The organism is Bradyrhizobium sp. 154, assembly GCF_023073875.1.
Taxonomy (GTDB): Bacteria; Pseudomonadota; Alphaproteobacteria; order Rhizobiales; family Xanthobacteraceae; genus Bradyrhizobium.
The window spans coordinates 78,339-101,988 of the sequence record NZ_JADPKG010000027.1; the positions used below are offsets into that span (position 1 = coordinate 78,339).

Consider the following 23,650-nt stretch of genomic DNA (forward strand, 5'->3'; position numbering starts at 1 on the left):
TTCCAGCCAGCATTGGGGCCTTGGTGGGATTCGTGCGGTAGCGCATGGGGTCGATTGATAAGTATATCTTCCGCACGACGCTCGCGTCGTTTGCGCTGGTCCTGGTCAGCCTCACCGGCGTGATCTGGATTACGCAGGCGTTGCGCGGCATTGACCTGATGACGAGCCAGGGTCAGACCATCCTCACCTTCCTCGGCATCACCAGCCTCGTCATCCCGGCCCTGGTCCTGATCATCTCGCCGATCGCGTTGATGATCGCGATCTCGCACACGCTGAACAAGCTGGCGACCGATTCCGAGATCATCGTGATGAATGCGGCGGGCTTCTCGCCGTTCCGCCTGTTCTATCCGTTCTTCTACGCCACCTGTGTGGTGGCGCTGCTGGTCGCCTTCATCGCGGCCTATCTCGCTCCCGACGGAATGCGGCGGATCAAGCAATGGGACGCCGAGATCACCGCCGACGTGCTCACCAACATTCTCCAACCCGGCCGCTTCGCCCAGCTCGACAAGAATCTGACGATCCGGATCCGCGAGCGCCAGCCCGGCGGCATCCTCGCCGGCATCTTCATCGACGATCGCCGCGATCCGAACGAGCGCGTCTCGATCGTCGCCGAGCACGGCGAGGTGGTGAAGAACGAGACCGGATCGTTCCTGGTGCTAGAGACGGGCAATCTCCAGCGCTTCGAAGCCGGCAAGCGCGACCCGGCGCTGGTGGCGTTCGGCCGCTATGGCTTCGACATGTCCAAATTCTCGGGCCAGGGCCGCGACGTCACCCTCGGCATCCGCGAACGCTATCTCTGGGAGCTGTTCTCGCCGTCCGAGGACGATCCGGTCTACAAGCAGATTCCCGGCCAGTTCCGTTCGGCCCTGCACGACAGCATCCTGGCGCCGATCTATCCCTTCGCCTTTGCTGTGCTGACCTTTGCATTCCTGGGTGCGCCTCGCACCACCCGCCAAAGCCGCAATTTCTCGATCGGCTCCTCGATCCTCGCGGTGTTCGGCCTGCGCATGGCCGGCTTCGCCTGCTCGGTGATGGCGGTGAAATCGCCGGGGGCGGTGCTGGTGCAATACGCGATGGTCATGGGCGCCATCGGCGTCGGGCTCTGGATGATCATCGGCGGCGTGGTGGTCGAGCCGCCTCCGCGCCTCATGGAGGCCATCAACAGATCGAACGCACGGATCGCGCGGCTGTTCAGACGGCCGGCCATCGCATGAGCATGCTCACCAACACGCTCGGGCGCTATTTCGCCGGCCGCTTCGTGGTCGCCGCGCTCGGCGTGTTCGCCAGCATCTTCCTGCTGCTGGTGCTGGTCGACTACATCGAGATGGTGCGCAAGACCTCCGGCCTTGCATCCGCCTCGGCGATCATGGTGGCCGAGACCTCGCTGTTCCGGGTGCCGCAGCTCCTGGAGAAGCTGACGCCGTTCTGCATGCTGATCGGCGCGATGACCTGCTATCTCGCGCTCTCCCGCCGGCTCGAGCTCGTGGTCGCGCGCGCTGCCGGCATTTCCGCCTGGCAGTTCATCTCGCCGGCGCTCGGCAGCGCGCTCCTGATCGGGGTGATCGCCACCGTCGCCTACAATCCGATGTCGGCCAACTTGCGCGAACTCTCCAAGCGCATGGAGGCGGAGCTGTTCGGCTCGGCGCCCGGCGGCGGCATCCAGGATGCGTCCGGCTTCTGGCTCAATCAGGTGACCAGCGACGGCCAGACCATTATCAATGCGGCGCGCAGCGAGCAGCAGGGCGTCCGGCTCACCGGCCTCACGCTGTTCCGGTTTGATACGGAGCAGCACTTCAAGGAACGGATCGAAGCGCGCGAGGCGACGCTGGAGGCTGGCCGTTGGCTGTTCAAGGGCGTCCGCCGCTTCTCGCTGGACTCCCCGCCAGTCGACCAGGCCCGCCTCGAGATCCCGACGACATTGACCGAGGCGCAGGTCCGCAACAGCTTTTCCACACCAGAGACTGTGTCCTTTTGGCAACTACCGAGCTACATCCGCTCCTCCGAAAGCTCGGGCTTCGCGACAGCAGGATACCGACTCCAGTATCAGAAGCTTCTGGCACAGCCGTTTTTGCTGGCGGCCATGGTGATGCTGGCGGCCTCCGTGTCGTTGCGCTTCTTCCGGATGGGCGGCGTGCAGAAGATGGTTTTGAGTGGCGTGGGCGCAGGCTTTCTGCTCTACGTCCTGTCGAAAGTAACTGAGGATTTGAGCAAGGCTGAGTTGATGCATCCGATCGCTGCGGCGTGGTTGCCCGTTGTGGTGGGCGGCCTCACCGGCTTTTTGGCCTTGCTCTATCAGGAGGACGGATAGTGACTGCCGTCCACCGAGGGCTCGTGTCTCGTTCGACGCGGCGCACATTGGTGCGCGCGAACGGGCGCGGCTGGTCCGTTCGCAGGCTTCTGCTCGCAGTCGCCGCTGCCGCTTCGCTCGGCGCGGTGATCGACCTTGCTGCAGTGATGCCCGCCTCCGCCCAGTACACCTATAATCCGTTGCCACCGCGTCCGAAGCCGCAGAGGGGCCCCAACGACAACCAGATGCTGGTGCAGGCGACCGAGGTCGACTACGACTACAACAATTCGCGCGTCTCCGCGGTCGGTAACGTCCAGCTGTTCTACAACGGCACCAGCGTCGAGGCCGATAGGGTCATTTACGACCAGAAGACCAAGCGGCTCCATGCCGAAGGCAACATCCGCATGACGGATGCCGACGGCAAGATCACCTATGCCGAGATCATGGATCTCTCCGACGATTACCGCGACGGTTTCGTCGATTCGCTGCGCGTGGATACCGCCGACCAGACCCGCATGGCCGCGAGCCGCGCTGACCGCTCCAGCGGCAATTACACGGTGTTCGAGAACGGCGTCTACACCGCCTGCGCACCGTGTAAGGACGATCCGAAGAAGCCGCCGCTGTGGCAGGTGAAGGGCGCGCGCATCATCCACGACCAGCAGGAGAAGATGCTGTATTTCGAGACGGCACAGCTCGAATTCTTCGGCGTGCCGCTCGCCTACATGCCCTATTTCTCGACGCCCGACCCGACGGTGAAGCGCAAGTCCGGTTTCCTGATGCCGGGCTATTTCCCGGGCACGACGAACACCGGCTTCGGCGCCGAAATTCCCTATTATTGGGCGATCGCGCCCGACATGGACGCAACTATCACCCCCCGCTTCATGACGCGGCAGGGCGTGATGCTGCAGGGCGAATTCCGGCAGCGCCTGATCGACGGCGCCTACCAGATCCGCGCTTATGGCATCGACCAGCTCGATCCCGGAGCGTTCGCCGGGCAGCCCGGCGACCGTCAGTTCCGCGGCGCGGTCGACACCAAGGGCCAGTTCGCGCTGAACGACAAATGGGTCTGGGGTTGGGACGGCGTCCTGATGTCCGACTATTATTTCTTCTCGGACTACCGGCTCTATCAATACCGCGACCCGCTCGGCTCGTTCCTGCTGCTGCCGACGGAAGCGCTGTCGCAGCTCTATCTGACCGGCGTCGGCAATCGCAGCTTCTTCGATGCGCGCACGATGTACTGGCTGAGCTATTCGGGTAACCAGAGCCAGGTGCCGATCGTCTATCCGGTGATCGACTATTCGAACGTGCTCAACTATCCCGTTTTCGGCGGCGAGTTCAGCTACAAGACCAATTTCGTGAACCTGTCGCGTGACGGAGCGGTGTTCGATCCGATCACGACGGTCGCCAATACCAGCAGCCTGTGCACGACGGCATCGGCCGATCCGCTGGCCCGTACGCCCTCGCAGTGCCTCCTGCGCGGCTTCCCCGGCACCTACACCCGCCTCACCGCTGAAGCGCAGTGGCGCAAGTCCTTCACCGATCCGTTCGGCCAGATCTGGACGCCGTTCGCCAGCCTGCGCGCAGATGCGATCAATTCCTCGGTCTCCAACCAGCCGGGCGTGTCGAACTACCTGCCCGTCGGCGACACCCAGGCGTTCCGCCTGATGCCGACCGTGGGCCTGGAATACCGCTACCCCTTCATCAACATTCAGCCCTGGGGCTCGACCACTATCGAGCCGATCGCACAGATCATCATCCGGCCGAACGAGACCTATGCCGGCAAGCTCCCGAACGAGGACGCCCAGAGCATGGTGTTCGACGCCTCGAACCTGTTCAGCGTCGACAAGTTCTCCGGCTACGATCGCGTCGAGGGCGGTGGCCGCGCCAATGTCGGCGTGCAATCCACCACGCAGTTCGACAAGGGCGGTGCCGTCAAGGTGCTGTTCGGCCAGTCCTACCACCTGTTCGGCCTGAACTCCTTTACGGTCCAGGACACCCTCAATACCGGTCTCAATTCCGGCCTCGACAAGCCGCGCTCCGATTACGTCACGAGCGCCAGCTACTCACCCAACAGCACGTATACGTTCAGCGTCCGCTCCCGCATGGACGAGCAGACCTGGAACGTCCAGCGTTTCGAGGCGGAAGGCCGCGCCAATTTCAATCGCTGGTCAGTCAGCATGCTGTACGGCAATTACGCAGCGCAGCCGGAACTCGGCTACCTGACCCGCCGTGAGGGCATCCTGACGACAGGCTCGCTGAAGGTCGCCGCCAACTGGGTGGTGTCGGGCTCGGCCCGCTGGGATCTCGAGGCCAACAAGATCAATCAGTATGTGCTCGGGGCCGGCTATGTCGACGATTGCTTCGTGCTGGCGGCGAACTATGTAACTTCCTATAGCTATTCCGCGGGATCCGCACCGCCCGTTCTGAGCCACGCGTTCATGTTCCAGATCGGCCTGCGCACGCTGGCGACCTCTTCGACGACCAGCGGTTCCTCGGGCCTCCAGTGAGCGGTTTGAAGTGCCGGCCGCGCTTGCCCCACCACAGGCTCGGCGCGGCTGACATGCGAGCGATAACCATGACGATTCCGTTGCCGATCTTCCGCCTCCTTCTCGTCCTCGCCGCCCTGTTCCTGGCCGGTGCGCCGGCGCGGGGGCAGAACATCGTCGTCATGGTCAATGGCGATCCCATCACCGATTTCGACATCGAGCAGCGCTCCAAGCTCGACCAGCTCACGACGCAGAAGACCCCGAGCCGCGAGCAGGTCATCAACGAGCTGATCGACGACAAGGTGAAGATGAAGGAAGGCAAGAAGTACGGGGTCGATCCCGGCGTCTCCGACATCAACCAGTCCTATGAGGGGATGGCGCAGCGCATGCGCATCACGCCGGACCAGCTTACCAAGTCGCTCGAATCCAAGGGCGTCCGCCCCGAGACGCTGAAGGGCCGCATGAAGGCCGAGATGGTCTGGACCAGCCTCGTCCGCGGCCGCTACAAGGAGCGCCTCCAGGTCGGCGAGCGCGACGTCGCGCAGGCCGTGCAGGCCCAGACCGGCGACAAGCTTCAGGTCGAGGGCACCGAATACAAGATGCAGCCGATCGTGTTGATCGTGCCGCGCGGCTCGTCGCCGGCGTTCGTGGAAACACGGAAGAAGGAAGCGGACACCTACCGCGCGCGCGTCGGAAGCTGCGAGGAAGCCAACTCGCTGTTCCGCTCGACACCGAACGCCACCATCCGCGACACCGTCACCAAGACCACCGCAGAACTGCCCGAGGCGCTGCGCAAGGTGCTCGACGACACGCCGATCGGCCACCTCACCGCGCCCGAAGTGACCAAGGCTGGCATCGAGATGGTGGTGCTGTGCGCGCGCAAGCCGACCATGATCGACACGCCGAAGAAGCGCGAGGTCCGCGAGAAGATGTATCAGGAGAAGTACGAGAAGACCCAAAAGGCCTATCTCGAAGAGCTCCGCAAAGCGGCGATGATCGAATATCGCAACCGCTGATGGCCGAGCCCTCCTCAGCGCGCCCAGCAAAACCCCTCGCCCTGACCCTGGGGGAGCCCGCCGGCATCGGCCCCGACATCACCATCGCGGCCTGGCTCAGGCGCCGTGAGCTGAACCTGCCCGCCTTCTACCTGCTCGGCGACGAGGCGCTGATCGCCCGGCGCGCCAAGGCGCTCGGCGCCGACATCAGCATTGCCGCGGTGAACCCCAGTGAGGCCAACGCCGCCTTCGCGGACGCCCTGCCAGTGGTTGCCACCGGCGAGCACGCCACGGCCGAGCCCGGCAAGCCCGACGCATCGAGCGCGCCGGCCGCGCTCGCCTCGATCCGCCAGGCGGTCACCGACGTCCGCGAGGGCCGCGCCGGCGCCGTCGTTACCAATCCGATCGCCAAAAGCGTGCTCTACCGCGCAGGATTCCGTCATCCCGGCCACACCGAATACCTCGCCGAGCTCGCCGCGACGGACGGCCACGTCCCGCAGCCCGTGATGATGCTGTGGTCGCCGCAGCTCGCCGTGGTGCCCGTGACCATCCACGTTTCGCTGCGCGAGGCGCTGGCCCAACTCACGAGCGAATTGATCGCCTCGACCGTTCGAATCGTTGCGACCGAGCTCAAATCCCGCTTCGGCATCACGAGGCCGCGCATCGCAGTCTCCGGCCTCAATCCGCACGCCGGCGAGGACGGCTCGCTCGGCCACGAGGAGCAGACCATCATCGCGCCGGCGCTGAAGGCGCTGCGCAACGAGAGCATCGAAGCCAGGGGTCCATTGCCTGCCGACACCATGTTCCACGAGGCCGCGCGACAGACCTATGACTGCGCCGTCTGCATGTATCACGACCAGGCGCTGATCCCGATCAAGACGGTCGCTTTCGACGACGCCGTCAACGTCACGCTCGGCCTGCCCTTTATCCGCACCTCGCCCGATCACGGCACCGCCTTCGACATCGCCGGCACCGGCAGGGCCAATCCGGCAAGCCTGATCGCCGCGCTTCGGCTCGCCAGCCGCATGGCGGCTGCGAACCTCTGATGAACGCGATCGACGACCTCCCGCCGCTGCGCGAGGTCATCCGCCAGCATGCGCTGTCGGCCCGCAAATCGCTCGGCCAGAACTTTCTGCTCGACCTCAACCTCACCGCGCGCATCGCGCGCGCCGCCGCGCCGCTCGAGGACTCCACCATCGTCGAGATCGGCCCCGGCCCGGGCGGGCTGACGCGCGCTTTGCTCGCGCTCGGCGCGAGGCGCGTCATCGCCATCGAGCATGACGAGCGCGCGATCCCGGCGCTTGGGGATATCGCCGCGCGCTATCCCGGCCGGCTCGAGATCGTGCATGGCGATGCCATGACCTTCGACCCGCGTCCGCTGCTCGATGGCGAAAGAGCAAAAATCGTCGCCAACCTGCCCTACAACATCGCAACCCAGCTGCTGATCAACTGGCTCACCACCGAGCCCTGGCCACCCTGGTACGAGACGATGGTGCTGATGTTCCAGCGCGAGGTCGGCGAGCGCATCGTTGCGTGCGAGGACGAGGAGGCCTATGGCCGGCTCGGCGTGCTCGCCAACTGGCGCTGCGAGACCAAAATCCTGTTCGACATTTCGCCGTCAGCCTTCGTGCCGCCGCCGAAGGTCACCTCCTCCGTGGTGCGCCTTAAGCCGCGTGCACACCCACTTGCCTGTGATCGCCGGCTGCTCGAACAGGTCGCAGCCGCAGCTTTCGGCCAGCGCCGCAAGATGCTGCGGCAAAGCCTGAAATCGCTTGGCGTCGATCCCGCGCGGCTCGCGCAAGCTGCCGGCGTCGATGCGACGCGGCGTGCGGAGACCATTCCGATTGCCGGCTTTGTTGCCATGGCCCGTGAATTGGCCAATATACGAAGCGAAGCAGCGTGATCCCAACGCGAAGGGCCGCGTTAGCGCAAGGTGTGAAGCGGTTTTCCCAAACAGATCATGCTCAAGCAATCGGCTAAAGCGCCAAACGTTTTAGCGGTAATTTCGGAGGAAAGAATATGGCGCTGATGCGCAGGCAGTCCCTGGTCAAGTTCGACGCGCCCTTGTGTGAGACCATCGTCGAAACGCCCAAGCCGCAAGGTCGCGAGGTCCTGGTGCGCATCGAGCGCTGCGGCCTCTGCCACTCCGACCTGCATATCCAGGATGGCTATGCCGATCTCGGCGGCGGCAAGAAGCTCGACACCACGCGCGGCATGACGCTGCCCTTCACGCTCGGCCATGAGATCGCCGGCGTCGTCGACGAAGTCGGCGCCGACGTTCCTGCCGGACTCGTCGGCGCGAAGAAGGCGGTATTCCCGTGGATCGGCTGCGGCCAGTGCCGCGACTGCCAGAACGGCGACGAGAATCTCTGCGTCAAGCAGCGCTTCCTCGGCGTCTCCATCGACGGCGGCTTTGCCACCCATGTGCTGGTGCCCGACGCCAAGTATCTGCTCGATTACGATCCCCTGCCCGTCAACCAGGCCGCGACGTTGATGTGCTCCGGCGTGACCGCCTACGGCGCGCTCAAGCGCCTGGTCGACCGTCCGCGCCAGCGTAACCTCCTGCTGATCGGGCTCGGCGGCGTCGGCATGATGGGCCTGTCGTTCGCGCAGGCGATGTTCAAGCAGCCGATTACGGTCGCCGACCTCTCACCGGCCGCTCGCGACACCGCGCTGAAGAACGGCGCCGCTAACGCCTACGATCCGGCGGAGCCCGACGTGATCAAGCGCATCCTCAAGGAGAGCGAGGGCGGTTTCGACGAGATCGTCGATTTCGCCGGCAACGAGAAATCGATGGCGTTTGCCGTCGCGGTTGCCGCGCGCGGCGGCAAGATCGTCGTCTCCGGCCTCATGGGCGGCCAGTTCACGCTGCCGATGGTGCAATGGGTCTACAAGCGCATGACCATCGAGGGCTTCATGGTCGGCACCCTCGCGGAAGCCCACGAGTTGATGGCGCTGGCACGCGCCGGCAAGATCAAACCGACGCCGATGCGCGAGGAGCCGATGGGCGAGGTCCAGAAATGGATCGACGAGCTCCGCGCCGGCAAGGTGGTCGGCCGCATCGTGCTCAAGAACTGACCGAAGCGCGACGGGCCTGACGCAAGTCTCGCCCGTACGGAACACCTGCGGCCGCGCCGCGTTGGCAGCGCATGTCGATCCGTTGCACCGTCGAAAGCGCATTTTTCATCGCCTGGAGCTGCCTGGAGAAGAGCGGCGAGCTCGGTCCTCCGGACGAGAGCGCCAACGTCATTCTCGACGCCATTGAAGCGCAGCTTCGAACCGGGGAGCGCCGGCAGTTGATGCTCGCCAACCGGGCGATCGATGCTTACCGCGTGCATTCGGCGAGGAGCAACGCCGCCGCGAAACGTGAAGCGCGCCTTGGATGATGGTGTTCGGCGGCTACCCGGCGCATCCGAGACGCCGGTTGCCAGGCGTTCACTCCTGTATGTTCACTCCTGAACACGCGGGCACGCGCAACCGGCGCCGGTGCCCGTGTTCTCCGGCGGAGAACAGAGTTCAATGGCAACAGAGTTCAATGGCATCTGGAACGTAACGGCACCATTTGGAACGCCGCGAACGTTCATTGCATTGATCCCGCATCAGCAACGGTGGAGTTGATGCGCAGGACAAAGCCGTGGGCGAAACGGTGCGATCGGTTCCCAAGCAGAACCGGAGTCCCACGGCGGCCGGTCGCGCGCCGTCAGTTCCCGCGATGACGAGAAGCAAGACATTCGCGAGCAGGATGCGCATGGCAAGCTCACCCAGAACACCAGCAACAGGCACATGGGATAGACGATGAGGGGAATGTTGGATGTGACGAGTCTCGGCCGATGGTACGATCCCATCTCGGAGCGCTGGATTGAGCCGCGCGATACGCCGACCGCGACATCGCCTCGGGCGGAGGACGACGCCGTCTTCGAACGTCAACGGAAATTGCAGGCCGAACGTATCTGGCGCGCGCTGGTCGATTGCTGCGCGCGCGAGTGAGACAATTGCAGATCATACACAAGTATGTCTGCAAAGCCGGCGCCGTGGATGGCGCCGGCCCTTATTTTTTCTTGCGGTCGGTCCCGTTCTCTTGTTTGGACGCATCGGTCATGCCGGGCCGATTTGCCCGATTTGCATTCATGCCGGTGGTATCCATCGTCCCCTTTTCCGTGGCGCCGTTGGTGTTCTCCGGCCTTTCCATGCCGCTCTGTGGAGCGGGCCCGGTATTCTGAGCGATGACGGGCCCGGCCATGGCTGCAAATGTAATTGCTACGATGAGTGCTTTCATGGGCATCTCCCTCGTCCCATGGATGACGTGCCCGCGACAGAGTTGTTCCCCGCTCTCGAGCCGGACCTCGCGCCGACGTGCGCTGCCGCTTGCGGCGGCGACTGGCGCTTCTGGTGCAGATAGGCCGGGTTGAAATCCCCGAGCCGCTGCAACTCGCGCCATTTCAGCACGATCAGCTCGCCATCGCGAAGATCCATGGCCCCGCTCCGCCTGAGATCGGCGAGCGTCCGGTTCACGGTCGCAATCGCCATGCCCAGTGTCTCGCCGAGCTGCGCCAGGCTGATCGGCATGCGGCATCGATTGCCGCGGACCAGCTGCGCGGCGCGGGCGCGATAGAACAGCTCGCAGAACAGGTGCGCCATGCGCGCCTGCATGGGACGGGCGCTGTTGTTGGTGATGGCTTCGCGAAAGATCGCCGCGTCGAGCAGCGTCTCGCGCCAGACGGCCATTCCGAAAAGCGATCGCCGCCTGAACGCGGCGAACAATTCGCGATGCGGGATGAAGGCGACCGAAGCAGGCCCCAACGCACTCAGCCCATGATCCATTTGGTCGATGAACAGGCCTTGCGCGTCCGGCAGGTCGCCGGTGAGATGGAACGCGAGATATTGCCGCCGCCCGCTACCAAGCAGATGGTAGCGCGCGACCATGCCCGACACGACCAATACCGAATGTTCAGGTTCGTCGCCCTGACAGATGAAATCCTCGTTCGGTGCATAGTCGCGCACCGTGAAGGTGAGTGCGCGGACTTCGGCAATATCCTCCTCTTCGAGCGCGGTGTGCTCGCACAGGTTCCGGATCAGCACCTCGTGGGCTTTTTCCATACGGCCGCCAAAAATCGCATTGGTTCTATCAAATGATACATCTGACGTGTATCCAGCGGATAGAACGCGAGCCGGAAGCACAGGTTGCTAACCGGTTTGCGATGGCACCGGTTCGCTTCCACTCCACCCGCGAACCGAGCCGGCCTTGTCATGAGCCCTACCACGATCCTGGAGCGCATCTGCCGTCTGTTCGCATCGGAGCGAAGCGAGCACCTGGGAAGCGAGCACTTGGGAAGCGAGCACTTGGACAGCATCAACGATGCTTTCCTGAAGGGAACGCTGAACGAGCCGGTCCGGCCGATGTCGGATCAGGAACTCGCCCACGTTATCCGCGAGTTCCGCGCTATGCCCGTCTCCGACTGGACCGTCGCAAAGCTCTCGCGGCGCTTCGTCGACGTGCCCCGTGACGACTGAAGTCTCATGCCGCATCCGAATTTCATCGCGCGCCTCGATGCCATAGAAGGCCTTTCCGAGGACGAACGCCGGCAAATCGCCGGCTTGCCGTCTACGCTGCGCCAGGTCGCGGACGGCGAGATCGTGTTGCGCCAGGGCGAGGCCGCCACGCGCTGTGTCTTTGTTGTGAGCGGCTTCTTCTATCAGGCCCGCATCGTCGGTGATCGCAGCCAGATCCTTGCATTCCACGTGCCCGGCGACATGCCGTGCCTGCACACGCTGCTGGTATCACCCATGGATGCGGACCTCGTCGGCCTCGGGCCAAGCATCGTCGGCACCGTCGCGCACAGTCAGCTCAGGCAGCTTCTCGATGGCTCCGTCCACCTGACCCGCGCGTTCTGGCGCGAGACGCTGATTGACGCGGCGATCTCGCGGCAATGGATCGCCCGCCTCGGCGCTCAGGCAGCGCTGCCGAAGGTAGCGCATCTCATTTGCGAGCTCGCCGCGAGGCTGGAGATCGTCGGGCTCGTCACCGACGGCTGCTTTCAGATGCCGATGACACAGCGGCACGTGGCGGACGCCTGCGGACTGTCCATCGTCCATGTCAATCGCACCATTCAGGAGCTGAGACATCGCGGATTGATCGCGTGGGAAGGCAGCGAGATCGAGCTGTTGCAGCCCGAAGAACTGCGAAGGCTTGCGGATTTTGCGCCTGACTATCTGAGCTGAACGCAGCGAGTGAACGCATGCTCGAGCTGGGGCTGGACGCATTACCCTCTCGCTCGCGGCTTCGTCCGCCATGATTTGAGCAGCGGGCCGTTACGTCCCAGCACCGGATCTGTTTTCGGCCTGCGCACCTTGGTGATGCGTTTGATGGCGTCTGGACGCTCCCTTGTGTCGGTGCACTCGTCATACGTTCCGTCCCGCGGATACGCTCCGACGACCAGAAAGTCCCGGCTGGCCTCGATGAGCCGGTGTCCGATGCCTGCGGGAAGCACCAGAACGTCGCCGGCCTTCACGCGCAGAACCCGCCCCTTGATCCCGCCGCACTCGATCTTGGCCGTGCCGCGCGCCACACCCATCACTTCATGGACTTGCGAATGATAGTGCACAAAGTCGTACACGGTATCGCGCCATGACCGGCCCCAGCCGTTCGCATCGAACAGCGTGTCGATGATGACCTCTGGCGCAAAACGCCGAGGCTTGAGGTTCACCGCCCCGCGATAGTGCAAGAGCGGAAAATGCGGGTTGTTCGGCACGACGCCGTCGTCCCTGAAATGGATGGCCACCGGCTTCCGAGCCCGCACCAGCGCCCGCAGTGTCGCCGCGTCGGGATGCTCCTCCACCAGCTTCTTGGCGAGATTCTTGATCTGGTCCTTAACCGGCATAGCGTCGCCTCAGCCGCGATTCAACGGCTGCGGAGATGATAAGTTTCCAACGGAGAACCTGCGCAGCCTGCCATTTGATTTCTACTCCGGTACGTTGCGCAGCCGCCGCAACAAGCCGCCGAAAATCGGTAGACCTTCGATGCAATTGGTGAGGCCGTGCGCGGCGCTGCATGAAGGGCGATAGTCCGGAGTTGTCTGACGTGAGGGCGTTGGCCGCAACCTTTCCAGTCACGACGAAATACGTTCGGATTATTTCCATCACGACTAATAGAAGGAGCGCCCAGAAACGAAGGCTGCCAGTGCGTAGCCGCTTCGGCTCCGCTTGCTTGCAAATGACGTAGAATCCGAGACGACGGGCGGCGGGGTTGATGTTGCCCCCGGGGCCGCCGAGCAAAACACCTCGTCAAGCCCTCGCCGCGAAAAGATTTTTCTTTTCCGAATTTCGGATTGTGGCATACACCGCGACAACCCGGCCCTCCCAAAGGGGCGTTCGCGACCGTCACGAGACGCGGGCCGGGTGGCGGTGGACGCGGCAGCGTCGGCGCGAACCGTGGGTTGACAGGGCGGCCAACCGTGAGTCCTCACACGGCGCGGTGCGACACGATGCTGTAACAGCGGTCTCGTTGATGCCGGGGGCGGGCACACGCAAGCCTCCAGCCATTCAGGCGGGACCGTCCGCGGACGGAGAAGTCGTGTGGTCCTGACGCTCGGGGTCTGTGCGTCAAGTCCTGCGGTGATGTGGCGGCCCGACCGGGCACGTGCATCAATCATCGGCAGTGGCGACGGGGGCAATAAAAACGCGCCGCGGGGAGCGCGCCGGCGGCCGCAGCGGTTGCAGCTGCGGCGGACCTGGAGTTCGGCGGGACCAGCAGCGACGCGAAAAGGCCCGATTTCGCGGCGGAACCAACGCGCCGCGAGCCCGATTCAAGCCACATCCTCTCCGGATTTGCGGCTCATTGCCACCCAAGTCTTTGATGACAAAGGGGCGAGTAAGAGTTGCGTCATGCGTAACCGGGAGACCAGGATGGGCAACCGCACCGCAAAATTCATATCCGCGCTAGTCGGCAGCATCATTGCCGGCGCGCCACTGGCCGCCGTGTCGCAGAACGCGCAGAACGCGCCGAGCACGGCCAACGCGGCCGCCGACTGCCTCGTCTCGCCCAAGGGCGCCGCGCCGCAGGGGCAGCACTGGTACTATCGCATCGAGCGCGGGACCAAGCGGCAGTGCTGGTATCTGCGCGCCGCCGACGACAAGGACGGCGCGAAATCCGTGCAGAGCGCGCAGGCTACGAGCGATACGCCGACCGGAGTCGCGCCGGCGCAGCAGCAGCAGCAGCAACAGCAGCAGCACCCGGCGCAGGATGCGCGCGCCGAATATCTGACAGCACGGAGCGGTGTCGCCGCCAAAGCACCAAACGCAACTGCGCAAGCCGCAGGCGCGACACCGGCGCAACCATCTGCAGATCAGACCGCTGACGGCAACGCGCAACAATCCGCCACGCCGTGGCCCGACGTCTCCGCAACCTCCGCCCCGCCCGCGCCGCAGCCGGCGCCTGCCGTTGTCGCGACAGCCGCCCAGCCGAGCGCAAAGCCATCAAAATCCCCTTCCTCCCCGGCACCCGCCGCGGCAGACAGCACGACCGACAAGCCGACCGGCTCGGTCCAGATGCTGCTGCTCGTGATTGGCGGTGCGCTGGCGCTCGCCGGAATCCTCGCCAGCCTCATCTACCGCTTCGCCGGCGCGCGCGTCCGGGTCCAGTCCGCCGACCGCCGCATACATTGGGACGATTGGGAGCCGCAGAAACAGGACGCAAGCCGCGCGCCCTGGCTCGATGCGACGTCGGCCAACGCCCAGCCGTCGCGCCCCATCGACTTCGATGCGCCGCGTCCGCAAGCGACGAAACAAGCGACAAAACTTGCCGCGATCGGTCGCGAGATCGATCTGATCGACGCGCGCAAGTCGCGTGCCGCGATCCCTGCCGCAGAACCCGACGAGGTCAGGCCCGCCGAGGCCAAGATCAAGATGTTCGACCGGGATTTCGAAATCGAGGCCGCTGCGCCCCGGCTCGCCGCCAACGAGATCGGCAAGGATCGCGATGAGGCGCCTGCAGGCCGCGACGAGGATGCGGTCGACGTCGACGTCATCACGACGATGCTGGAACAGCTGGTGAAGGAAGGGCCGCGCCTGTCGCGGCCTAACCTTGAAGCTGACCTTGCAAACTTCGCACGAAGCCTACAAGGCCAATCCGCCGCTCGCGCTTGAGGCGCTCGGCCTTCAGGATCGACTGTACCTCGGCGAAGGCCTGGTCGACGTCGTGGTTGATGACGATATAGTCGTACTCGGCCCAGTGGCTCATTTCGTGGCTGGCGCGGCTCATCCGCTTGCGGATCACCTCGTCGGAATCCTGTGCGCGCGAATGCAGGCGCTTTTCGAGATCGGCCGCGGAGGGCGGCAGGATGAAGACGCGAACGACGTCGACGCTCGCTTTCTGGTGCAGTTGCTGCGTGCCCTGCCAGTCGATGTCGAACAGCACATCCTGCCCGGCCGACAGTGCTGCCTCCACCGGAGCACGCGGCGTCCCATAGAGATTGTCAAACACGGTGGCCCATTCGAGCAGTTCGCCCTGCTCCACCATCGTCTCGAACTTGCGCTTGCCGACGAAGAAATAGTCGCGCCCCTCGACCTCTCCCGGCCGCTTCTCGCGCGTGGTCGCCGACACTGACATCTTCAGGCCGGGCTCCCGCTCGAGCAACATCCGCGACAGCGTCGTCTTACCCGCGCCCGAGGGCGAGGACAGCACGAACATCAATCCGCGGCGCTCGACACCGTCAGTTCCGTGACTGCCCGTCGTCATCGATCACTCCAGATTCTGGACCTGCTCGCGGAACTGCTCGACCACATTCTTCATGGCGAGTCCCGTATTGGTGAGCTCGATGTCATTCGACTTCGAGCAGCAGGTATTGACCTCGCGGTGAAACTCCTGCGCCAGGAAATCGAGCTTGCGGCCGATCGGACCGCCCTTGCCGATCAGCTCGCGCGCCTGCGCAATGTGGGAGGCGATGCGATCAAGCTCCTCGCGGATGTCGGCCCTGGTCGCGATCAGGATCGCTTCCTGCATCAGGCGATCGGCATCGAAACGATCGGAGGTGTCGAGCAGGGCCGCGATCTGCTCAGTGAGCTTCGCCTTGATCGCCTCCGGCTTGCGGCCGGGCGCAGCCTCCGCTTTCTTCGCCAATTGCTCGATCTCGTCGACGCGCTGGGTCAGGATCTGCCCCAGCGAGATGCCCTCGCGCTTGCGCATCCCTACGAGATCGGCAAGCGCTTTGTCGAAGGCCTCCGCCACGGCGGCGCGTGCGGCCTTGTCCTCCTCCTCGTCGCCGTCGGGCTCGGCGACCTCGACGACGCCCTTGATGGCGAGCAGGCCGTCGACGCTCGGCGCCACCGCATCGACCTTGCCGGCGATCAGCGCCGCCGCCTTCAGCACGGCGTTGAGCACGTCCTCGTTGATGCGGACCGTGGCGGCGGCGTTGGTGCGCTTGACGTTGAGATTGGCGTAGACCGTGCCGCGCGACAACAGCTCGCCGGCGCGCTTCTTGGCGTGGGCTTCGAGCTCGTCGAACCCCTGCGGCAGCCGCACCCTGAGGTCAAAACCCTTGGCGTTGACCGACTTCAATTCCCATTCGAACGTGTACGGCCCGCTTGCGCCGTTGCTTCGGGCAAACCCGGTCATGGACGACAGCGCCATCGGTTGAGATTCTCCAGAAACTCGGGATTCGCGAGGACATCAAGCCACGCGAATCTTAAGACTATTTTGCCGGAAAGTGTAATCCGCAAAGTGTGATGGACGGCGCTGCGCGCAGCCCCGGCCTAGCGCTGGACCACCGGCGGCGAGGGTTGCACCGCGCCCTGCCGGGCCGGCGCGGGATTGGCTGGATTGGCCGGCCGGGCCGCGGGTGGCTTTTTCTGCTGGTTGGACCGCGCCGGCGTGGTCGCGGTCGGTGTATCGGCGGCGCCGGGCGCAGCAGCGGCCGGCGGCTGCGCGTCCTCGGCCGGCTCGACCGTGTCGTTCTGGATCTGCTTCTCGATCGCACGAAGCTTCGCGACGTTCTTCTGATGCGCGTCGTAGGTCTCGGTGAAGGCGTGCCCGCCGCTGCCGTCCGCGACGAAATAGAGATCGCGGGTGCGGGCCGGGTTGGCGGCGGCCTCGAGCGAGGCTCGGCCCGGATTGGAGATCGGCCCCGGCGGCAGGCCCTCAATCACATAGGTGTTGTAGGGAGAGGGCTGCGTGATCTCGCTGCGCTTGATCGGACGGCCCAGCGTGCCCTTGCCGCCGACGAGGCCGTATATGATCGTGGGATCGGACTGCAGCTTGATCCTCTGCTTTAGGCGGTTCACGAACACCGCCGCGACGCGGCTGCGCTCGTCCGGCTTGCCGGTCTCCTTCTCGACGATGGACGCCAGCGTCACCAGTTGCTCCGGCGTCTTGACGGGAATGTCCTGGTTGCGGCGCTCCCAGATCTCGGCCAGCACCCGCTTGTGCGCCTGCTGCATGCGCTGGATCACCTGCTCGCGCGTGGTGCCGCGCGGGAACTTGTAGGTCTCCGGCAGCAACGTGCCCTCGCGCGGCAGCTCGCGCACGGTGCCGGTGAAAATGTCGTTGTCGGACAGCCGCGCCACGATCTGCTCGGAGGTCAGGCCTTCCGGGATCGTCACGGCATGCTGCACCACCTTACCCTCGACGATGGTGGCGATGACGTCGCGCAAGGATGCGTTCTTCTGGAACGAATACTCACCGGGCTTGAGGTCCGAGCTCGCCTTCAACGCGGCGACGCTGGCGATGAACACCCACGGATTGACGTCGGTCACGCCTTCCCGGTTCAGCGTCTCGGCGATGTCGCGCTTGCCCGCGCGCTGCGGGATGTTGACGATCTTGTCTTCCTTCAGCGGTCCTGGCGCCTCGAGTACCTGCCGGCCGTAATAATAGACGCCGCCGGCACCGAGCATGGCGAGCAACAGCAGCGTGATGATCGCGTTGCCAACCACCACGAAGGGATTGCGCGCACGGTCCGATCGCTTGGGCGGCGGCGGGACCTGCTCGGGCTCGAGTGCAGCCCGCGGACTCCGGGGCGAAATGGGCGGCCTTTCACTCATCGAAGCAACCTGAATCCTGCCGGTTCAATCGCGGCCTGACAATGACTTGCCGAGCCAAATGCACGCGCCCACTTCTATGACTATCGCCGAATACGGCAAAACGGTGGATTCGTCTCAAACACAAACTAATTGGCCAAACGCCGGACGATCACCGACGCATTGGTGCCACCAAAACCAAAAGAGTTCGACAATGCGACATTGACCTCACGCTTCTTCGCCGTGTGCGGCACGAGATCAATCGCGGTCTCGACCGACGGATTGTCGAGATTGATGGTCGGCGGCACGACATTATCGCGAATCGCAAGAATGGCGAAGATCGCCTCGATCGCACCGGCCGCGCCGAGGAGATGACCCGTCGACGATTTGGTCGAGGACATCGCAACCTTGGAGGCAGCGTTACCGAGCAGGCGCTCCACCGCACCGAGTTCGATCTCGTCGCCGAGCGGTGTCGAGGTGCCGTGCGCATTGATGTAGTCGAGATCGGATGCGGTGAGACCAGCACGCTTGAGCGCGGCCGACATGCTGCGGAAGCCGCCATCGCCATCGGGCGACGGCGAGGTAATGTGATACGCATCGCCGGAAAGGCCGTAGCCGATCACCTCGGCATAGATCCTTGCGCCGCGTCGCCTGGCGTGCTCGAGCTCCTCGAGCACCAGGACGCCGGCGCCCTCACCCATCACGAAGCCGTCACGGTCCTTGTCATAGGGACGCGAGGCCTTTTCGGGCGTCTCGTTGAAACCGGTGGACAGCGCGCGCGCGGCATTGAATCCGGCAATGCCGATACGGCTGATCGGCGATTCCGCACCGCCGGCAACCATGACGTCGGCATCGCCGAGCGCAATCAGGCGAGCGGCATCGCCGACCGCGTGCGCGCCGGTCGAGCAGGCTGTGACCACCGAATGGTTCGGTCCCTTCAGCCCGTGCGCGATCGACACGTAGCCAGAGGCGAGGTTGATCAGACGACCGGGAATGAAGAACGGCGACACTCGGCGCGGCCCACGCTCCTTGAGCAGGATCGCGGTGTCGGCAATGCCGTTGAGGCCGCCTATGCCGGACCCGATCATGGTGCCGGTCGCGCACTTGTCCTCTTCGGTCTCGGGATGCCAGTTGGCATCGTCGAGCGCCTGGCCGGCTGCGGCCATGCCGAAGATGATGAAGTCGTCGACCTTGCGCTGGTCCTTCGGCTCCATCCACTTGTCAGGATTGAACGTGTCGTTCGACCCGTCGCCGCGCACGACCGTGCAGGCGATCTTGGTCTGAAGATCGGAGACGTCGAAGCTCTCGATTCTGCGCGCACCGCTCTCGCCGTTGAGGATGCGCTTCCAGGTCGGCTCGACGCCACAGCCGAGTGGCGACACCATGCCGAGACCCGTGACGACGACCCGCCTCATATCCGAAAACTCCGTATCGAAAGATTCACGGCCAATAACAAGAAACCGGCTGACCGCTGCGAAGCGGCCCGTCCGGTTTCAATGTTGTCCCCGCGAAATTGAAGAGCCTTAGCTCTTCGCGTTCTTCTCGAGAAACTTCGTAGCGTCGCCGACGGTGAGAATCGTTTCCGCAGCGTCGTCCGGAATCTCGCAACCGAATTCCTCTTCGAACGCCATCACCAGTTCGACGGTGTCCAGACTGTCGGCGCCGAGGTCGTCGATGAAGCTCGCGTTGTCGACAACCTTCTCGGGTTCAACACCAAGGTGTTCGACCACGATCTTCTTAACCCGCTCGCCAATGTCACTCATTGCTTAACCTCGTGTTGTTCCCTGTAGACCCGACCCCCCGGGACGATACGAGCCGTCGTGGTCGTTTGACTGCCTTCGCTTACGAACTTTGATTTGGCCCATCCTAACCGATGCAGGCCCCGGCGAACGACGGCCAAAGGCTCCGCATCGCCAATATACAGGGTTTCAAAAACCTGCAATGGCGTTCTTTGCCCATCCGTTGTAGGTCCGGTTATCATACTTCAATTGCCTTGACTACAAGCCTCATTTCGCTCCGGAAACGGCCGTTTGCCGCATCCGGCACCGGTCTGACCGGCGGTGCGGCACGAGGCGTCAGATCATGGCCATGCCGCCGTTGACGTGGATGGTTTGCCCGGTGACGTAAGCCGCTTCGTTCGAGCTCAGGTAGACGGCGGCTGCCGCGATGTCTTCGGGCGTCCCCAGGCGGGCAGCCGGAACCTTGGTCAGAATCGTTTCGCGCTGCTTGTCATTGAGCGCATCCGTCATCGGCGTCTTGATGAAGCCGGGCGCGATGCAATTGGCGGTCACGCCGCGCTTGGCGTATTCGGCGCCGAGCGTCTTGATCATGCCGATCAGGCCCGCTTTCGATGCTGTATAATTGCCCTGTCCCGGATTGCCGGTGACGCCGACCACCGAAGTGATGGCGATGATGCGGCCGAAGCGCTTGCGCATCATCAATTTGGTCGCCGCGCGCGCCAGGCGGAAGGTCGCGGTCAGATTGACATTGATGACCTCCTCCCAATCCTCATCGCGAAGCTGCACGAAGAGATTGTCGCGGGTGATGCCGGCATTGGCGATGAGGATGTCGACTTGTCCCATCGCGGCTTCCGCGGCGGGCACCAGCGCTTCGACCTCATCGGCCTTGGAGAGGTTGCAGGGCAGCACAAAGGCGCGCTCGCCGAGCCTGCCGGCAAGCTCGTCCAGCACGTCCTTGCGTGTTCCGGAAATCGCAACGGCAGCGCCCTGCGCATGCAGCGCCTGCGCGATCGCGCCGCCGATGCCGCCGGTCGCGCCGGTGACGAGCGCCTTTCTGCCAGTCAGATCGAACATGAAGTACTCCTCTAAGCCTGCTTGGCAGCGGCCAGTGCATCCTTGGCGGCAGCGATATCGCTCGGACCGCCAACCGCAACGCCGACGGCACCGTCCGCAATGCGCTTGACGAGTCCCGTAAGCACCTTGCCCGCGCCGATCTCGAAGAAACGGGTGACGCCCTGCCCTGCCATATAGGCGACCGATTCACGCCAGCGCACCGTGCCCGTGACCTGCTCGACCAGGCGGCGACGGATCTCGTCGGGATCGGTGATGGCGCTCGCCAGCACGTTCGACACCAACGGCGCGGCCGGCGCCTTGATCGTGACCGTCGAGAGCGCCTCCGCCATGGCGTCGGCGGCCGGTTGCATCAGCTTGCAATGAAACGGCGCCGACACCGGCAGCAGCATCGCGCGCTTGGCGCCCTTGCCCTTGGCGATCTCGACGGCGCGATCGACCGCCGCCTTGTCGCCGGAGACCACCACCTGCCCGCCGCCATTGTCGTTGGCGGCCTGGCAGACCTGCCCCTGCGCCGCCTCATCGGCGACCTCGATGGCGGCCTCGTAGTCGAGGCCAAGCAGCGCGGCCATTGCGCCGGCACCGACTGGCACGGCTTTTTGCATTGCGAGACCGCGGGTGCGAAGCAGCCGAGCGGTATCGGAGATGCTCAGGCCGCCGGCCGCAGCCAGCGCCGAATATTCACCAAGCGAGTGGCCAGCGACGAAGGCTGCGTCCCGCCCGACGGAAAAACCGGCTTCACTCTCCAGCACGCGCAAGGTTGCGAGGGAGACCGCCATCAGCGCTGGCTGGGCGTTTTCGGTAAGCTGAAGGGTCTCGGCCGGACCATCCCAAATGGTCGCCGTCAATTTCTCCCCAAGCGCAGCATCGACCTCGTCGAACAGGGCGCGCGCTGCCGGAAAGGCGTCGGCGAGGGCCTTGCCCATGCCAACCGCCTGGGACCCCTGCCCCGGAAATGTAAATGCTGCCGTCATCGGCGCTCCCTGCATGTCGGGCGTGATCCTCACGAGAACCGGCAGCCGACTACGCGCGGCCTCAGCCCAAGGTTCCGGATCACGCTCCAAAGGGGGCCGTAGACACTGTCCGGGGTCGGAATGTCAAGCCAAGATGGGAACCCCGGCCGGATTCAACCGGTGATACGGTTTCCTAGAATCCGCCGGCCGTCTGGTTGACGTCGACCTCTGCCCCCGCCCGCGCGCGGCGCGCGCTGTTGACCAGTTGCCCCGGCCGATCGTCCTGATTTGGCTTCGCGGTGGCAAGCCGCAGCACCGCGGCGTAGCCCGGCTGCACCTCCATGCGGTCGGCATGCCGGCTGGCGCTCAGCAGGCGATGCACCTTCGGCAAATTGTAGCAGGGCACATAGAACAAGAGGTGATGCTCGAGATGATAATTCACGTAGTACGGGGCGATGAACAGGCGCTCGAGAAAATTGGCATGCGTGGTCCGAGTGTTGCGCAAGGGATCATTGCTGTCAGGGACGACGGCGTGCTCGGCGATGTTGCGGATGCGGGTGATGACCATCATCCAGGTCAGCAGCGGCACCAGCCATAGCAATGGATAGGCCCACCACACGCCGGCCGCCGCGAGCGCAGCGAACATTGCGGCATTGACGACGCATTGTGGGCCGAGCTTCTCCCAGAAATGCGCCGCACGCTGCCGCCATGCCCAGTCCTTTGGCCCGAGCGCGTTGAGCAATTGCGCCTTGCGCTGCTGGTAGCCGGTCTGTCCGGTGATGTCGCGAATGAACTTGCGGCGATAGCTCAGCTTGGTGATCGGAAACGGCGCCGACAGCACCAGATCGGGATCGTCGTCCTGCTGGGTGCGCGCGTGATGCTGCAAGTGATAGCGCCGGTAGCTCCGCGTCTCCGCAAACAGCGGATAGGCACAGAACCATTGGCTCAGCGCCAGATTGGTTTTCTCATCGGCGGACAAGCAGCCATGCGCGCCGTCATGCATGAGGATGGCAAGTCCAAGCTGGCGCGAGCCGATGATGGCGACGGCGAGAATGTACGTCAGCGGATTGGGCCACCACGCGACCAGAGCGATCGCACCGATGATGAGCGCCCAGGCGTGCGCGATCAGCGCAACGCCCTTCCACGTCACGCGCTGGCGCACGTCGGCCAATTGATCGTCGGTCAGGAAATCGCGGGCACGCATGCGAAGCGCGGTCATGGCCTAACTCTCCTCGTTCGAATTGCTCGGCGCGTCGCGCTGCTCGACAAGACGCAGGCGCGCAGCCTCGCCCGTGGATTTCGCCTGCTCACCGAGCACGCGCAGCATCTCGCTGCAGAGCTCCTCCGGCGATCGGCCCATGGCGTAGCCTTCGAGGATGACGCCGATGGCAACGGCCCAGAACCGCCGCGAGCTTTCATCGGGCGCGCGCAGCGTGCGCCAGCCGTGTCGTGCGACCTGGCTTGCATAGGCCCGCGCGCCTTCGCTGTGCAGGCGCTCGATGGTGCGCTCGACCAGGGGTGCGAGATCCTGGCGACGCCGCGTCAGCGTCAGCGCCTCGGCGAAGAAGGCGACCGAATCGCTCGCCGTGACCGTCTCCGCCAGCGCGTGCGTGTATTCCTGCGGCGTGCGCGTCCTCAGCGCCGCCTGTTCCGTTGCGCGCGCCAGATACAGCAGCTCGCGGCAGGCACATTCGACGAACAGCGCCTCCTTGGTGCGGAAGTAGTAGGTGATCTGGCTCGGGAACGCGTCCGCCGCGGCCGCGATGTCGGTGATCGACGTGCCCGACAGCCCCCGCTCCCGGAACAGCGGGCTTGCCGCATCCAACAGCAGCGACCGCATCTTGCGGCCGGCCGTGCGTGTGGCGCGCGCGGCGTGCTTGGGGTCGCTGGCGCCCGGTTCAAACGGAGCATGGGCAGAATTGTCTGCCATTGGATCCTCCCGCTGACTTCTTTGTATGCCATACAAACAAACAGGTCAAGCTGATTCGATTTGCGGGCCGACCACCACCCGCCTTCGGTTGTGCGAGCCGAGACTTGGCCCCCAACCTTGCAAAGCCGGCCAAAATCCGTATAAGGCGCACATCCGCAGACCCCGGCCGGGAGCTGAACGGAC

24 protein-coding genes are annotated in these 23,650 nt (G+C 64.5%); 12 read left to right on the plus strand and 12 right to left on the minus strand.

All coding sequences use genetic code 11. The features are described from left to right. Window positions 1-44: 44 nt before the first annotated feature. From lptF to IVA92_RS05130, 9 genes are all read left to right on the plus strand, one after another. The gene (lptF, locus tag IVA92_RS05090) at window positions 45-1,214 is read left to right on the plus strand and encodes an LPS export ABC transporter permease LptF (RefSeq protein ID WP_247281599.1); all 1,170 of its coding nucleotides are present in this window, start codon (window positions 45-47) and stop codon (window positions 1,212-1,214) included. Further along, entirely contained in the window at window positions 1,211-2,308 is a 1,098-nt protein-coding gene (lptG, locus tag IVA92_RS05095; protein WP_247281600.1) for an LPS export ABC transporter permease LptG, read from the plus strand. Before lptF ends, lptG begins: the two co-directional genes overlap by 4 nt. Continuing rightward, window positions 2,308-4,794 (plus strand): LPS-assembly protein LptD, encoded by a 2,487-nt coding sequence (locus tag IVA92_RS05100; protein WP_247281601.1) that lies wholly within the window; start codon window positions 2,308-2,310, stop codon window positions 4,792-4,794. The genes lptG and IVA92_RS05100 overlap by 1 nt, the downstream gene beginning before the upstream one ends. 68 nt (window positions 4,795-4,862) lie before the next feature. After that, a complete protein-coding gene (locus IVA92_RS05105) occupies window positions 4,863-5,789 on the plus strand; it encodes a SurA N-terminal domain-containing protein (protein ID WP_247281602.1) in 927 nt (308 codons plus the stop codon). Then, window positions 5,789-6,814: a 4-hydroxythreonine-4-phosphate dehydrogenase PdxA gene (gene pdxA / locus IVA92_RS05110; protein WP_247281603.1), complete on the plus strand. Its 1,026-nt coding sequence runs from the start codon at window positions 5,789-5,791 to the stop codon at window positions 6,812-6,814. Before IVA92_RS05105 ends, pdxA begins: the two co-directional genes overlap by 1 nt. Beyond that, window positions 6,814-7,671, plus strand: a complete 858-nt coding sequence (rsmA, locus tag IVA92_RS05115; protein ID WP_247281604.1) for a 16S rRNA (adenine(1518)-N(6)/adenine(1519)-N(6))-dimethyltransferase RsmA — start codon at window positions 6,814-6,816, stop codon at window positions 7,669-7,671. Before pdxA ends, rsmA begins: the two co-directional genes overlap by 1 nt. Before the next feature lie 116 nt (window positions 7,672-7,787). Next, window positions 7,788-8,846 (plus strand): alcohol dehydrogenase, encoded by a 1,059-nt coding sequence (locus tag IVA92_RS05120; RefSeq protein WP_247281605.1) that lies wholly within the window; start codon window positions 7,788-7,790, stop codon window positions 8,844-8,846. A 71-nt stretch (window positions 8,847-8,917) separates the two neighbouring features. After that, entirely contained in the window at window positions 8,918-9,154 is a 237-nt protein-coding gene (locus IVA92_RS05125) for a hypothetical protein (RefSeq protein ID WP_247281606.1), read from the plus strand. A gap of 418 nt (window positions 9,155-9,572) precedes the next feature. Continuing rightward, complete coding sequence (locus IVA92_RS05130) at window positions 9,573-9,755, plus strand: hypothetical protein (protein ID WP_247281607.1); 183 nt, start codon at window positions 9,573-9,575, stop codon at window positions 9,753-9,755. A 61-nt stretch (window positions 9,756-9,816) separates the two neighbouring features. Here the strand turns inward: IVA92_RS05130 and IVA92_RS05135 are convergent, their stop codons facing one another. Then, window positions 9,817-10,044 (minus strand): hypothetical protein, encoded by a 228-nt coding sequence (locus tag IVA92_RS05135; RefSeq protein WP_247281608.1) that lies wholly within the window; start codon window positions 10,042-10,044, stop codon window positions 9,817-9,819. Beyond that, window positions 10,041-10,865: a Crp/Fnr family transcriptional regulator gene (locus IVA92_RS05140; protein ID WP_247281609.1), complete on the minus strand. Its 825-nt coding sequence runs from the start codon at window positions 10,863-10,865 to the stop codon at window positions 10,041-10,043. The genes IVA92_RS05135 and IVA92_RS05140 overlap by 4 nt, the downstream gene beginning before the upstream one ends. A 243-nt stretch (window positions 10,866-11,108) precedes the next feature. Here IVA92_RS05140 and IVA92_RS05145 point away from each other — a divergent pair, with 243 nt between their 5' ends. Next, window positions 11,109-11,279: a hypothetical protein gene (locus IVA92_RS05145; RefSeq protein WP_247281610.1), complete on the plus strand. Its 171-nt coding sequence runs from the start codon at window positions 11,109-11,111 to the stop codon at window positions 11,277-11,279. Between the two features lie 6 nt (window positions 11,280-11,285). Then, window positions 11,286-11,987: a Crp/Fnr family transcriptional regulator gene (locus IVA92_RS05150; protein WP_247281611.1), complete on the plus strand. Its 702-nt coding sequence runs from the start codon at window positions 11,286-11,288 to the stop codon at window positions 11,985-11,987. 41 nt (window positions 11,988-12,028) lie between these two features. Here IVA92_RS05150 and IVA92_RS05155 read toward each other — a convergent pair whose 3' ends face one another. Further along, window positions 12,029-12,646, minus strand: coding sequence for a cupin (locus tag IVA92_RS05155; protein ID WP_247281612.1), 618 nt, complete (start codon window positions 12,644-12,646; stop codon window positions 12,029-12,031). Window positions 12,647-13,670: 1,024 nt separating this feature from the next. Here IVA92_RS05155 and IVA92_RS05160 point away from each other — a divergent pair. After that, the gene (locus IVA92_RS05160) at window positions 13,671-14,909 is read left to right on the plus strand and encodes a hypothetical protein (protein ID WP_247281613.1); all 1,239 of its coding nucleotides are present in this window, start codon (window positions 13,671-13,673) and stop codon (window positions 14,907-14,909) included. On the opposite strand, the gene gmk is transcribed toward IVA92_RS05160, so the two are convergent. The 9 genes from gmk to IVA92_RS05205 all read right to left on the minus strand — a co-directional run bounded on the left by gmk (window position 14,842) and on the right by IVA92_RS05205 (window position 23,467). Further along, window positions 14,842-15,501 carry a guanylate kinase gene (gene gmk, locus IVA92_RS05165; RefSeq protein WP_247281614.1) on the minus strand — a complete coding sequence of 220 codons (660 nt, stop codon included), beginning with the start codon at window positions 15,499-15,501 and terminating at the stop codon, window positions 14,842-14,844. The genes IVA92_RS05160 and gmk overlap by 68 nt on opposite strands. Before the next feature lie 3 nt (window positions 15,502-15,504). Continuing rightward, entirely contained in the window at window positions 15,505-16,392 is an 888-nt protein-coding gene (locus IVA92_RS05170; RefSeq protein ID WP_247281615.1) for a YicC/YloC family endoribonuclease, read from the minus strand. A gap of 122 nt (window positions 16,393-16,514) precedes the next feature. Next, the gene (gene mltG / locus IVA92_RS05175; protein WP_247281616.1) at window positions 16,515-17,798 is read right to left on the minus strand and encodes an endolytic transglycosylase MltG; all 1,284 of its coding nucleotides are present in this window, start codon (window positions 17,796-17,798) and stop codon (window positions 16,515-16,517) included. Between the two features lie 125 nt (window positions 17,799-17,923). Further along, a complete protein-coding gene (gene fabF, locus IVA92_RS05180; RefSeq protein ID WP_247281617.1) occupies window positions 17,924-19,189 on the minus strand; it encodes a beta-ketoacyl-ACP synthase II in 1,266 nt (421 codons plus the stop codon). 108 nt (window positions 19,190-19,297) lie between these two features. Next, window positions 19,298-19,537 carry an acyl carrier protein gene (locus IVA92_RS05185; RefSeq protein ID WP_008551805.1) on the minus strand — a complete coding sequence of 80 codons (240 nt, stop codon included), beginning with the start codon at window positions 19,535-19,537 and terminating at the stop codon, window positions 19,298-19,300. Between the two features lie 312 nt (window positions 19,538-19,849). Next, a complete protein-coding gene (gene fabG / locus IVA92_RS05190) occupies window positions 19,850-20,587 on the minus strand; it encodes a 3-oxoacyl-[acyl-carrier-protein] reductase (RefSeq protein WP_247281618.1) in 738 nt (245 codons plus the stop codon). Window positions 20,588-20,598: 11 nt separating this feature from the next. Next, complete coding sequence (fabD, locus tag IVA92_RS05195; protein ID WP_247281619.1) at window positions 20,599-21,558, minus strand: ACP S-malonyltransferase; 960 nt, start codon at window positions 21,556-21,558, stop codon at window positions 20,599-20,601. Between the two features lie 172 nt (window positions 21,559-21,730). Further along, window positions 21,731-22,756 (minus strand): fatty acid desaturase family protein, encoded by a 1,026-nt coding sequence (locus tag IVA92_RS05200; RefSeq protein WP_247281620.1) that lies wholly within the window; start codon window positions 22,754-22,756, stop codon window positions 21,731-21,733. A 3-nt stretch (window positions 22,757-22,759) separates the two neighbouring features. Then, window positions 22,760-23,467: a TetR/AcrR family transcriptional regulator C-terminal domain-containing protein gene (locus tag IVA92_RS05205; RefSeq protein WP_247281621.1), complete on the minus strand. Its 708-nt coding sequence runs from the start codon at window positions 23,465-23,467 to the stop codon at window positions 22,760-22,762. Window positions 23,468-23,650 lie beyond the last annotated feature (183 nt).